Annotated in this window: 13 protein-coding genes; 10 read left to right on the top strand and 3 right to left on the bottom strand. The window is 52.3% G+C overall.

Translation table 11 applies throughout. The annotated features are described in order from the left end of the window. The first annotated feature begins 25 nt into the window (after window positions 1-25). The 6 genes from H511_RS22085 (at window position 26) to waaA (ending at window position 6,360) form a co-directional block, all read left to right on the top strand. Window positions 26-1,357, top strand: a complete 1,332-nt coding sequence (locus tag H511_RS22085; protein ID WP_081669128.1) for an O-antigen ligase family protein — start codon at window positions 26-28, stop codon at window positions 1,355-1,357. Continuing rightward, the gene (locus tag H511_RS0100685) at window positions 1,354-2,034 is read left to right on the top strand and encodes a glycosyltransferase family 32 protein (RefSeq protein WP_027250578.1); all 681 of its coding nucleotides are present in this window, start codon (window positions 1,354-1,356) and stop codon (window positions 2,032-2,034) included. Before H511_RS22085 ends, H511_RS0100685 begins: the two co-directional genes overlap by 4 nt. Before the next feature lie 61 nt (window positions 2,035-2,095). Continuing rightward, window positions 2,096-3,070: a lauroyl-Kdo(2)-lipid IV(A) myristoyltransferase gene (gene lpxM, locus H511_RS0100680; protein ID WP_237582826.1), complete on the top strand. Its 975-nt coding sequence runs from the start codon at window positions 2,096-2,098 to the stop codon at window positions 3,068-3,070. A 10-nt stretch (window positions 3,071-3,080) separates the two neighbouring features. Next, a complete protein-coding gene (waaF, locus tag H511_RS0100675; RefSeq protein ID WP_027250576.1) occupies window positions 3,081-4,124 on the top strand; it encodes a lipopolysaccharide heptosyltransferase II in 1,044 nt (347 codons plus the stop codon). After that, complete coding sequence (locus tag H511_RS0100670) at window positions 4,121-5,092, top strand: glycosyltransferase family 90 protein (protein WP_237582827.1); 972 nt, start codon at window positions 4,121-4,123, stop codon at window positions 5,090-5,092. Before waaF ends, H511_RS0100670 begins: the two co-directional genes overlap by 4 nt. Continuing rightward, window positions 5,089-6,360, top strand: coding sequence for a lipid IV(A) 3-deoxy-D-manno-octulosonic acid transferase (waaA, locus tag H511_RS0100665; RefSeq protein ID WP_027250574.1), 1,272 nt, complete (start codon window positions 5,089-5,091; stop codon window positions 6,358-6,360). The genes H511_RS0100670 and waaA overlap by 4 nt, the downstream gene beginning before the upstream one ends. On the opposite strand, the gene H511_RS0100660 is transcribed toward waaA, so the two are convergent. Beyond that, window positions 6,357-7,073, bottom strand: a complete 717-nt coding sequence (locus H511_RS0100660) for a 3-deoxy-D-manno-octulosonic acid kinase (RefSeq protein ID WP_027250573.1) — start codon at window positions 7,071-7,073, stop codon at window positions 6,357-6,359. The genes waaA and H511_RS0100660 overlap by 4 nt on opposite strands. 172 nt (window positions 7,074-7,245) lie before the next feature. Between H511_RS0100660 and H511_RS0100655 the strand changes: the two genes are divergently transcribed. From H511_RS0100655 to coaD, 4 genes are all read left to right on the top strand, one after another. Further along, window positions 7,246-8,289, top strand: coding sequence for a glycosyltransferase family 9 protein (locus H511_RS0100655; RefSeq protein ID WP_027250572.1), 1,044 nt, complete (start codon window positions 7,246-7,248; stop codon window positions 8,287-8,289). Between the two features lie 146 nt (window positions 8,290-8,435). Further along, window positions 8,436-9,221, top strand: coding sequence for a glycosyltransferase family 2 protein (locus tag H511_RS0100650; RefSeq protein WP_027250571.1), 786 nt, complete (start codon window positions 8,436-8,438; stop codon window positions 9,219-9,221). Next, complete coding sequence (locus H511_RS0100645) at window positions 9,218-10,012, top strand: glycosyltransferase family 2 protein (RefSeq protein ID WP_027250570.1); 795 nt, start codon at window positions 9,218-9,220, stop codon at window positions 10,010-10,012. Before H511_RS0100650 ends, H511_RS0100645 begins: the two co-directional genes overlap by 4 nt. Further along, on the top strand, window positions 10,009-10,491 hold the full coding sequence (gene coaD / locus H511_RS0100640; RefSeq protein WP_027250569.1) for a pantetheine-phosphate adenylyltransferase: 483 nt from the start codon (window positions 10,009-10,011) through the stop codon (window positions 10,489-10,491). Before H511_RS0100645 ends, coaD begins: the two co-directional genes overlap by 4 nt. Before the next feature lie 38 nt (window positions 10,492-10,529). Here the strand turns inward: coaD and H511_RS0100635 are convergent, their stop codons facing one another. Together H511_RS0100635 and mutM are read right to left on the bottom strand one after the other, a co-directional pair. After that, entirely contained in the window at window positions 10,530-11,561 is a 1,032-nt protein-coding gene (locus tag H511_RS0100635) for an NAD-dependent epimerase (protein WP_027250568.1), read from the bottom strand. Between the two features lie 83 nt (window positions 11,562-11,644). Beyond that, the gene (gene mutM, locus H511_RS0100630) at window positions 11,645-12,454 is read right to left on the bottom strand and encodes a bifunctional DNA-formamidopyrimidine glycosylase/DNA-(apurinic or apyrimidinic site) lyase (protein ID WP_027250567.1); all 810 of its coding nucleotides are present in this window, start codon (window positions 12,452-12,454) and stop codon (window positions 11,645-11,647) included. Window positions 12,455-12,461: the final 7 nt, after the last annotated feature.

The raw sequence follows: 12,461 nt of genomic DNA, 5'->3' as shown, positions 1-12,461 counted from the left end.
CTCAATATTTACCGAGCACTTCGTAATGCACTTTGAAGCAAAATTAAAGCGACTCCTAAACAACAACAGTGTCTGTCTTGCCATGCTGTGCTGCATCATTGGCTATGCACTGTTCAAACGATCTTACCGCGAAATAGGCGATATCTTTCAGTCCGTCTTTTTGCTGGCGTCCGTGGCAGCGTTGTTTGTCGACAGAAAGCAGTTTGCCAAAGATAAAATGTTATGGGCGCTTTTGTTTGCTGTCGTCGTTCAGGTACTCAGTTGGATCAACTCCCTGATAGACATACCGGATCTCGCCTATTCCAGCCCGCATGTTGGTGTATTAGCCGATCTGTTTGTCTTTATTTTTGTTGCGTATTGGCTGAAAGGCTCACTTAACAATGTGTACCTGACTTGGTGGGCTATGTGCCTGGGTTTTCTGCTGGCTTTTTACAGCCATTCCGACATTGTTCAGCAGGTGCAACTGGGCCTCCAGGGTGTTCGCATCGATTTCAATATCATTAATGCCCAGTATCCGGCTATGTACAGCGGAGTTGGCTTTCTGCTCTCCTCCTTCTTCCTGGTGAAATACCTGTGCCTCAGTATCCGGACCAGAAAGGCTCAATACATTGCCCTTTTCCTCTCTGCACTGCTGCTGTTTACCGCTTTTGTTTTCGTGGTAATCACTACCCAGTCCCGTCAGGTTTGGGTGGGCTTGCTGGCAGCCTATGTAATAAGCACAGTGCTTTATGCCATATTGCATAAAGAAAAACTGAACAAGATCATTCTGGCCGGTTCATTGTCTCTGTTGGGCTTTGCCTTCTATACCTACGCCAGCATGCCTTTAATCCATGACAGAGTCCAAAAAGAAATGGGAACTGCCACCAGCATAGTGACCAATGGTGACATGTCTAAAATACCGTTCAACAGTGCCGGTACACGTCTGCATTTGTGGTACGAATCCATCAAATGGATTAAAGAAAGGCCACTGCTGGGCAGCGGCTACAACACCCGTGAGACGGTCATTAAACAGGCAACGCATTTTCCGCCCAATATCCATAAATATTTCAACCACCTGCACAATTCGCACATTGAGCTGTTGGCTTCTTACGGTATCATTGGCCTGGTGTTGATGTACTTTGTCTTCGGATGGGTCATTAGAAGTACCAAATTTGCCCCTGAAAAACGCGGTATCAACGAGGTTCTGCTGATTTCTTTACTCTTTACTGTCTACTGGCTGACGGTAAACCTGTTCGAATCATTCTTCTTTTCCAATAATGGTCAGTGGATCCATAACGTGATGTTAGGCAGTTGTTATACCTTCTACCTCACGTATAAACTGAACCGTTTATCGCCTTCAGAACAAGCGAGCTCATGATTAAAAGAATCCACGCCATCTGGCTTGGCAATAAAATGCCACCATTAGCCTTCGTCTGTATTGATGACTGGAAGAAACAAGGTTTTGATTACACCCTTTGGACGGAAAACAATCCACTGATTCAGCAATGGATCAGCGAATGCCGGTTTGCAAAAGAGTGCTACGACAAAGGCCTGCTGGCCTTCGTCACTGACTACCTGCGCTTGAAAATTCTGCAACATGAAGGTGGCCTGTATCTGGATGTGGATGTCACTGTCCAACAGGATCCTTTCCCGTTATTTGATAATTGTCTTTTTTCAGCAGGTTACGAAACAGAAGATATGCTGGGAACGGCTGCTATCTATGCAGAGCCACACTCGACGATTCTGAATCAACTCATTCGTTTTTATGAGAATGACATTTATCAGTCCCCGCTTTATATGGGTCCAGAGATCATGACTCACTTCCTGATAGACAAAGCGCTCAGCAGCACTGAAAACTGCCAACTTTACCCGGCAGCCTATTTTTATAACTATCAGGGTGAACCCTTGCATTTTGAAAAGCCCGCCAATGCTTATCTGACACACTGGTTCCAGCACAGCTGGAAAAAATCGAAAGGGCTGGTGTTTTTAAAATCCAAGCACATGGGGCTAATGGGGAAATTTTATGTCTGGCAGAAGTATTTTTTCCGTACCTAATCCTACCGGACCTGTTGCCAACCGGTTGATTAGAGTTTACAGCTAAAAGAGAGAGCATCTTTTGACTACAGTCCGAACCTCCGTATCACAGGATGAACTGGCACCAGGCTATCGTCCGTCCTTCCAGTGGTCTTTTTTACATCCCCGCCACTGGGGAACCTGGATCAGTATTCTGCTGTTAAGCCTGCTGGCATTGCTGCCCTGGAAAATCCGCGACCCCATCGCCGGTTTCCTGGGATTGCATATAGGCCGAAAAGTCAAGAAAGCACGACACCGTGCCAGAGTTAACTTAACACTGTGCTTCCCGGAACTGACAGCTCAAGCACGCGAAGAGAAAATCGACGCCATGTTCACAATCGCCGCCAAAGTGGTTCTGGCCATGGGCGAATTGTTGTTCAGAAGCCGGCAGCATCTCCAGCAACGCACTGAGGTTTTTGGTCAGGAGCATATTGATAAAGAAGTTGAAGCAGGCAATCCTGTTATTATTTTAGTCCCTCACTGCTGGGCCATTGACTTTCCGGCCATCTACTGGGCATCACTGGGTCTGCCTGTTGCTGCGTTGATGCAGCCCCAGCATCGTCAACCTGTGTTTGACTGGTTAATCAGTTGCCAGCGACTACAATACGGCGGAGTTTGTTATGCGCGGGAAGGTGGGTTAAAGCCATATATTCGCGCTATCAAGGCGGGCTTTTTGGGTTATTACCTGCCTGATGAGGATTTCGGACCAGAACAGAGTCAGTTCACTGATTTCTTTGCGACCCAAAAAGCGACATTTTCCGGTCTGGGCAAAATTGCCAGGCTGACAGGTGCCTCCGTTGTCCCTATGATCCCTGTTTACAATACCACAAACGGTAAATTTGAGATTCATATCTCACCGGCACTGAAGCCGCTTCCGGGGCCGGATGCCCAACATGATGCTGACCTGCTGGCAAACGCACTGGAAAAAATGGTCGCCCCCTATCCTGAGCAGTACATGTGGAATCTGCAGTTGCTGAAAACACGTCCTGATGGCAGCAACCCCTACAGAAGTGAGTGAGCAGCGTCATATGAAAATTCTTATTATCGGTCCTTCCTGGGTTGGCGATATGGTGATGTCGCAATGCCTGTATACCAGTCTGAAGCAGCAGTATCCGCAGGCTGAGATTGATGTACTGGCACCGGCCTGGTGCCGGCCTATTCTGGAGCGTATGCCCGAGGTACACCGTGCGCTTGAGATGCCAATCGGCCACGGTGAATTTAACCTCAAAGGTCGCTACCGGATTGGACGCACTCTGCGTGAGCATGGTTATGATCAGGCGTATATCCTGCCCAATTCAGCGAAATCTGCGCTGATCCCGTTTTTTGCCCGCATTCCGGTCCGTACCGGCTGGAAAGGGGAAAGCCGCTACGGTCTGCTCACTGATCTGCGTGGCAACAAGCGTGATTTCGGTCTGATGATAGAGCGCTACTGCGCACTGGCTTATCCCAAAGCGGACATGACCGGCAGTGCAGCGCTGCCATCATTGCCCAAACCGGCACTGACAGTTGACAGTCATAATCAGGCCAGTGCGATGAAGCGCCTGGCGCTCAATCATGATCGCCCTGTGATTGGCCTTTGTCCTGGGGCAGAATTTGGTCCGGCCAAACGCTGGCCAGACGCCTATTTTGCTCAGGTTGCGCAGAGAATGATTGAGCAGGGTAAGCAAGTCTGGCTGTTCGGCTCAGTAAAAGATCAGCCTGTCACCACCGCCATCAGACAAGCGCTTCCCGCTGATTTACAAGCTTTCTGCCACGATTTAGCCGGGCAAACCAGCCTGATTGAAGCGGTTGACCTGCTCGCTGCCTGTCATACGGTTGTCAGTAACGATTCGGGTCTGATGCACGTCTCCGCGGCGGTTGGCTGTAAAGTGGTCGCCATTTATGGCTCGACGTCACCAGACTATACCCCGCCGCTGGCAGAACAGGTCGCCATCGTATATACAGATATTGAGTGCCGTCCGTGCTTTAAACGAGAATGCCCGTACGGGCACCTTAAGTGCCTGAAAGATTTACCGGCAGAGCGTGTCATTCAAGCCATTGACGGCCTAACGATTCCCAAAACAGATCTATGATGACATTGATACATCGACATAAAAATAACAAAGTCGCTTTCTACAGTCGTAACATACTGCGCTCTCTGACGCCCAAGGTAATCTACCATCGCAGATTACAGTATCTCCTCAATACACTGGATAAATACGACAGGCATTACATTGCCTCCAGGGTCAATTATTACCTCAGGCACAATGACGCGTTTACGTTGCCCGACGATAAAGCCGTATCCATTAAGCGTTATCGCAAGAAAGGCCAGAGTGCCTACTATTACGATCTGAAAGAGTACCTGCACTACTTTGATCGTCACTTCAAAGTGACCTACCGCTTTGGCGATGACACCCACCTGGAGCCTTACCCGTTCCTGGTCAAAGCCCGGCCTATTGCCGGTGATAATGCCAACGCCGTTTTATTTAAGCTCAATAAAGTCCGCCACTTCAATTTCATTGAAGATTCGCTGAGCTTTCGTGAGAAAACAGACAAGGCCGTCTGGCGCGGAGCTGCCTACCAGCCCCATCGTGCCAGCTTCGTCAGGCAATACTACAACCATCCCCTTTGCGATATCGGCCAGACCAATCCCAGCGATACCCCGCAGCCGTGGGATAAAGGCTTCATGTCGATTGCTGATCAGCTCGGTTATAAATTCATTCTCTGTATCGAAGGCAACGATGTCGCCACTAACCTTAAGTGGGCGATGTCATCGAACTCTCTGTGTATGATGCCCAAGCCTAAATACGAGACATGGTTTATGGAAGGCACGCTCAAAGCCGGTGTCCATTATGTCGAACTGCAGGATGACTTTTCTGATATTGAAGAAAAAATCCGCTACTACAGCCAGCACCCTGAAGCGGCTGAAGCTATCATTGCCAATGCCCATGAACACGTCCAACAGTTCTGTCATCCGCGGCAGGAGAAGCTGATAGGTCTGCTGGTACTGAAGAAATATTTCGAACTGTCCGGCCAATGGCAGCAGGAAGCCAATAACTGATGCTGCGCTTTCTCTACACCTGCCTGCTCGCTGTGGCGGCCCCGTTGCTGCTGGTGTCACTCTATAAAAAGCGGCCGGGTGTCCCGCCTGTTGGTCAGCGCTGGAAAGAGCATTTCGGGATCAGTCCTCAGGTGAAGGGCCAGCGCCCGCTATGGATACATGCCGTGTCCGTCGGAGAGACCCTGGCTGTCACACCGCTGATCAAAGCGCTGAAAGCCCAATATCCCGATTTAGCGATACTGCTGACGACCACGACAGCCACGGGAGCAGAGCAGGCCGCACGCCTCGGAGCACTGGTTGAACACCGCTATATGCCGCTCGATTTTCCCTGGGCACTGCGCCGCTTCATCCGCACGCAGCAACCACGTGCGCTTTGCATCATGGAGACCGAGCTCTGGCCCAATACGCTGGCCGAAGCCAAACGTGCCGGCCTGCCGGTCACCATTTTTAACGCCCGCTTATCTGAGCGCTCCTGCCAGCGCTATGCCAAAGTACAACCCCTGTTTAACCTGCTGGCGCATAATCTGGATCTGGTCTTGTGCCAGCACCAGGATGATGCCGAGCGCTTCATCCGCTTAGGGGTTGCGCCGGAAGCGGTGCAGATCACCGGCTCTGTCAAGTTTGACCTTGCGTTACCCGAAGGACTGGAACAGGCCAGCGAGATACTGAGAGATGAGCTGGGCAGCCAGCGTCCGGTGTGGATTGCCGCCAGCACCCATCAGGGCGAAGATGAGCAGGTGCTTGAAGCACACAGGCAAGTATTGCGCCGCCATCCTGACGCGCTGCTGATTCTGGTGCCCAGACACCCGGAGCGATTCGACGCTGTCTACACACTGATTGTGCAACAGGGCTTTGCCGCCGCCCGCCGCACTCAGGCCAGTGAGCCGCTGGCCGGTAAACAGGTCTATCTGGCCGACACCATGGGTGAAATGATGCTGCTGCTCGGCGCCTGCGATCTCGCATTTGTCGGCGGCAGCCTGCTGGGCGACAAAGTCGGCGGTCACAACTTACTTGAGCCCGCCGCACTGGCAAAACCTGTTCTGAGTGGCCCGAGCTATTACAACTTTACCGACATCACCACTCAGCTGTTAAACGCGGGTGGCGCAGAAATCGTCGGCAACAGCGAGGAATTAGCGCGCGCCGTATCACGCCTGATGGCAGATAACACAGTGCAGACCAAGACGGGTCAGGCCGCCCTTGCCGTGGTAAAAGCCAATCAGGGGGCCATTGCGCGCACCTTGCACGCACTCTCTGCCAGCCTCGATTAATCGGAAGGCGATCGGCGGTAACCCGACAACAGTTGCTGCCAGTCGCTTTCCTGCCAGTGAATACCGGCTTTATCGACTTCTTTGACAAAAGAGCGGTGCAGCCGGGACAAATTGTCCTCCTGCCAGCCATCATCGCCACGATGAATACTGCATTTGTCAAAATCGATCAGCCAGATCTGCTCCTGGTCATCCAGCAAAATATTGTGCGCATTCAGATCTGTGTGATTGACCCGGCAGTCATGCATACGGCGAATCATCTCACCCACCGCCTGCCATTGTTCTGACGACAACGCACCCTGCTGCAAACGCGCCACCAGATCAGTGGCCTGCGGCACTTTTTCCGTCAGCAGATCAGCCCGATAGTAAGGCCCGGATTTGCAAACCCGTGCCGCCACTGGTCTCGGTACCCTGACACCCTGCTCGACCAGATGTTGCAGCAGGGAAAACTCAGCCATGCTGCGGCAAGCTGACCAGGTGTTGAACCAATACTGATCTTTCACCAGCTTACCGAACAGCCCGCCACGGAAGTAATGCCGCAATGCCATCTCGATCCGTTCGCCGCGCACAAACCAGGTGGTTCCCCGCCCTTTGGCACTGCCCAGCACAGCCTGCTGACGCTGCCAGAAATCCGGCTCAAAGCACTGCCAGGGATCTTCTGCCAGCAAAGCAGGGTCAAACATGACCTGACAGTTATCTTGCTCCCGTATTTCCATCGCGCGGTATCCCAAACTACTGAAAAGATCTATTTTATACAGGTTTGTCCGTGCCCGTCATGGCATAGACAGAATCTTTGCACAGTGTTCGCGCAATCACGCTGATTCCGGCATGCTATATGTATATAATTGCCAACACACAATCACATCTATTCCGTTGAAAGCAGGTGTCATGACATTATTCCACTCCGCTCCCCAGTCTTTGTGCATCCTGCGCCTGTCGGCGATTGGTGATGTCTGCAACAGTATTGCCATGGCACAGGCTATCCAGCGGCAATGGCCTCAAACACGCCTGACCTGGATCTGCGGCAAAGCAGAGGCCCGGCTGCTGAAAGATTTACCGGGCATCCGGGTGATCATCTTCGATAAAAAGCAGGGCTGGCAGGGTTACAAAGCCGTCTGGCAGGCCCTCAGAGGTGAACGTTTTGATGCGCTTTTGCATATGCAAACCGCCATTCGTGCCAGTATCGTCAGTCTCGGCATCAAAGCCAGATACAAGCTGGGATTTGATGCCGCCCGCAGCAGCGACCTTCAGCAGCTGTTCACCAATGTGAAAGTCCCGTCGCCCGATTCCCCGCATGTATTGGATGGCTTCATGCAGTTTGCCGCCACTCTGGGTGTCAGCGATCTGACGCCTGAGTGGGACATCCCTTTATCCGAAGATGACCACCGCTGGGCCGATCAGCAAATCCATCAGGACGCGACATTGGTCATCACACCCGCGGCCAGTAAAGGCTATAAAAACTGGACGCCGGAAGGGTATGCCGAGCTAGCCCGCCATGCCCACCGACAGGGCTATGAGATCATTCTGGCCGGCAGTCCGGCAAAAATTGAGGTTGATCTGGGTAATGCCATTGAAGAAAAGCTCAATTTCCCGATCACCAACCTGATTGGCCAGAGCAGCCTGAAACAACTGCTGGCCCTGCTACAGAAGGCGGCACTGGTGTGTGCGCCGGATACCGGCCCGGCCCACATGGCAGTGGCTGTCGGTACCCCGGTGCTTGGCTTGTATGCCCACCATAACCCCAAACGTACCGGCCCTTACCTGTCACAGCAGTATGTGGTGAGTGTATATGATGAATGCATTGCGGCTGAAACGGGCAAGGCCCCTGAACAGCTGCCCTGGCGCAGTCGGGTTAAAGATGACGAGGCAATGAAACGCATCACGGCAGAGCGCGTCATCACGATGTTCGACAAAATCACCTCTGAACTGTGATCGTATGCATTTCAAACGAAATGAAAGCGATAGATTGATCCCTGAATCAAGGCCGGGGTTTTACATTCACCACCCCGGTCGGCATAATCGTTGGCATATCACTGCATTGACAGTCACTACTCATCTACCTGAAAACTGGACACCTAATGGCGCCTAACACCTGCCACACCACTTTGGGTGTGCTGATGATCATCAAGAACGAAGCCAACCATCTGGCTGCCTGCCTGGATACCGTGAAAGACTGGGTCGACGAAATCGTGATTATTGACTCAGGCAGTACAGATGATTCAGAACACATTGCCCGTCGCTACACAGATAAATTCTTCCGCTATGACGACTGGCCCGGCTTTGGCCCGCAGCGCCAGCGCGCCCAGCAACATGCAACCACAAATTGGGTCTTGGTACTGGATGCCGATGAAAGGGTCACTCCTGAGCTGAAAGCGGCCATACAGTCTGCGCTAACCGGCAACCCGACCGGCGTTGCCTTTAAGATAAACCGGCTGAGCGACGCCTTTGGCAAAACCATTCACCATTCTGGCTGGTCACCGGATTGGGTGATACGGCTTTACCGCCGCGACGAAACCCACTATAACGATGCGCTGGTACATGAAAAAGTGCTGACTGACGGCCTGGAGATCCGGGCTCTGAAAGGCCGGTTACTGCATTTTACCTATGACAACCTGCACCATTACATAGGCAAAACCACCCAATACCTCAAAGCCTGGACGGATGAACGGGAAGGCCGGAAAAAAGCCGGACTGGGTACCGCTCTGCTGCATGCCCTTGCCAGTTTTCTGAAAATGTACATTCTCAAGCTCGGTTTTCTTGATGGCCGACATGGTTTTATTCTGGCGTGGCTCAGCATGCACTCGACCTTCGTAAAATATATTGATCTCTGGCTACGGGATTATCAAAAAGAGAGAAATCAATGAAAGTCGCTCTCATTATTACGACTTACAACTGGAAAGAAGCCTTACAGGCTGTATTGGACAGCGTGAAGCGCCAATCTGAGTTACCTGATGAAGTGATCATTGCTGATGATGGCTCCCGAGCAGATACCGCTGAACTGATTCAATCCTACCAAACACAGTTCCCCTGCCCCCTGATACATTCCTGGCAACCCGATGACGGTTTCCAGCTCGCCATGAGCCGTAACCGTGCTATGGCTAAATCGCAGGCGGACTATATCATTATGATTGATGGCGATATTGTCATGTCTCCGGATTTTATTCGTTCTCATAAGCGGGCGGCAAAGATCGGTTATTTCGTTCAGGGGGGACGCGTGCTGGCGAACGATAACATCAGCCAGCAGATCATGCATCAGCATGTGGTACCCACCCTGTTTTCGCCGGGCATTAAAAACCGCCACAACTGCATCAGCAGCACCTGGCTCAGCAAATTGTGCTCGTACGAGCGCAATAACGATGCCTCAACGCGCGGCTGTAATATGGCTTTCTGGCGAGACGATCTGATCGAGGTCAACGGCTTTAATGAAGACTTTGTCGGCTGGGGCCGTGAAGACAGTGAATTTGTTCACCGCATGCTCAATAGTGGTAAAAAAAGGCTGTATCTCAAATTTGCCGGTGTAGGTTACCATCTTTACCATGATGAGAGCTCAAGAGCATCATTAGCCAAAAACGATGAGATACTGGAAAATACCGTCCGTCAGAAGCTGACACGTTGCGAAAACGGCATTGATAAATTTCTGGATGAAAAATCATGACAACCCGAGTCATTTACCCCGGCACTTTTGACCCTATCACCAACGGCCATCAGGATTTGATTGAGCGCGCTGCCGCCATGTTCGATCAGGTGGTGGTCGGTATCGCTTTCAGCCCGAGCAAAAAACCGTTGTTTGACCTGCAGGAGCGGGTGAATCTCGCCAAAGCCATCACCAGTCATCTCAGTAATGTTGAAGTGGTGGGGTTTTCTGGTCTGCTGGTCGATTTTGCCCGTGAGCAGCAAGCAACGATTCTGGTTCGTGGCCTGCGCGCGGTGTCAGACTTTGAATATGAGTTTCAGCTGGCGAACATGAACCGCCGCCTGATGCCGGAGCTGGAAACGGTTTTCCTGACCCCGGCCGAGGAAAACTCCTTTATCTCCTCCACCATAGTCAAAGAAGTGGCGCTGCACAAAGGGCAGGTAGATCAGTTTGTGCACCCGACTGTGGCACAGGCACTGAAGGCCAAGCTGGCCAAATAACACGCAAATCCAAATACACAGATACCGCGGCTCGCCATTCAGCGTGCCGCTGTGTTTGCCTGCGCTGGTTGCCCGTAATACCCCAGATACCAGTCCACAAATTGCTGCACCCCCTGTTCAATACCCACCTGTGGTCTGAACCCCGTGGCCTCAAATAAATCGTCGGTATCGGCAAAGGTGGCGTATACGTCGCCCGGCTGCATCGGCAGGTAGTCTTTGCGGGCTTCTCTGCCCAGTGCCTTTTCCAGCGCGGCAATAAAGTCCATCAGCTTAACCGGCTGGCCATGGCCGATATTGTACACACGGTACGGCGCTGAACTGCTGGCCGCCGAGCCCTCTTCGGTGCTCCAGTCGGGCTGAGAGGCAGGAACAATATCCTGAATTCTGACCACGCCTTCGACAATATCATCAATGTAGGTGAAATCGCGCCGCATATCGCCGTGGTTATAGACCTCGATAGGCTGACCGGCCATGATCGCCTCGGCAAAACGAAATAATGCCATGTCGGGTCTGCCCCACGGTCCGTAGACAGTAAAAAAGCGCAAACCCGTGGTAGGCAGGCCATAGAGATGGGAATAAGTGTGTGCCATCAGTTCATTGGCTTTTTTGGTCGCGGCATACAGAGATACCGGGTGATCGACGCTGTCAGATGTCGAGAAAGGCTGCTTGCGATTGAGGCCGTACACCGAGCTGGAAGAGGCGTACACCAGATGCTCGACCTGATGGCGGCGGCAGCCTTCCAGAATGGTCAGATGGCCAGTCAGGTTACTGTCGGCGTAGGTCATAGGGTTATCCAGCGAATAGCGAACCCCGGCCTGCGCGGCCAGATGAATCACTCTCTCAAATCTGTGGGTGAGAAACAGACGGGCAATGGTTTCCCTGTCTGCGATATCGCCATCCAGCACCAAGAGCGCCGGGTGGGCAATATGCCTGACTCTGGCCTGCTTCAGCTTCACATCGTAGTAGCTGTTGAAGTTATCAATGCCCACCACTTGATGGCCCATATGGCACAAACGCTGAGCCACTGCACTGCCAATGAAACCGGCCACTCCTGTTACCAAAAAGCGCATGCACACCCCCGAAGAAGGCGTGTTGCTGCCCTCCTTCTCTTCCCTAAAGACAGATATGAGGGCCTATCTCTCTGACAAACTTATTATCGTTGGCACTCACTACAATAGACTGTAGCACGCTGGCCGATTTTGACCTCATTCAGGATATGTCCGCAGTTCGGACAGGGTTTCCCCGCTTTTCCGTACACTTGCAACTCTTGGGCAAAATAGCCCGGCTTACCGTCACTTTGCCTGAAATCTTTCAGTGTTGTGCCGCCCTGGGCAATCGCCTTACTCAGCACCCGCTTGATTTCATCCACCAGAGCAGCCAGCCGCTCCGCCGTCAGTTGCCCTGCCGGGGTCTGCGGATGGATTCGCGCCGCAAACAGGGATTCGTTAGCATAAATGTTCCCCACCCCGACAACCACCTGGTTATCCATGATGAACTGTTTAATCACAGTGCGCTTACCTTTGGCCCTTTCCGCCAGGTACTTGGCATCAAAGCCCTCAGCCAAAGGCTCCGGTCCGAGCTTACTCAGCACAGGATGTTCGCTGTCACGTTCCTGCCACAGCCAGGCACCGAACCGGCGGGGGTCGTTATAGCGCAGCACTTCACCGCTGGCGAGCAGCACATCAACATGATCGTGTTTCACCGGCGGCACTTCGGCGGGCAAAATACGCAAGCTGCCTGACATCCCCAAGTGAATAATGGCAAAGCCGGCATCGGTTTCCAGCAGCAGGTATTTGGCTCTGCGCGTCACACCACGAATGGTCTGCCCCTGCAATAGCTGTAATTCACCGGGGACGGGCCAACGCAGGCTGGCATTGCGAACCGTCACACTGATGACGGTCTGACCCACCACATGAGGCGTGATCCCCATGCGGCTGACTTCAACTTCAGGTAATTCAGGCATCTTCTCT

It is taken from the genome of Photobacterium halotolerans DSM 18316, from assembly GCF_000425165.1.
Classification (GTDB): domain Bacteria; phylum Pseudomonadota; class Gammaproteobacteria; order Enterobacterales; family Vibrionaceae; genus Photobacterium; species Photobacterium halotolerans.
Note: the sequence above shows the minus strand (reverse complement) of the source record. Positions and strands in the feature narration are given on the sequence as shown.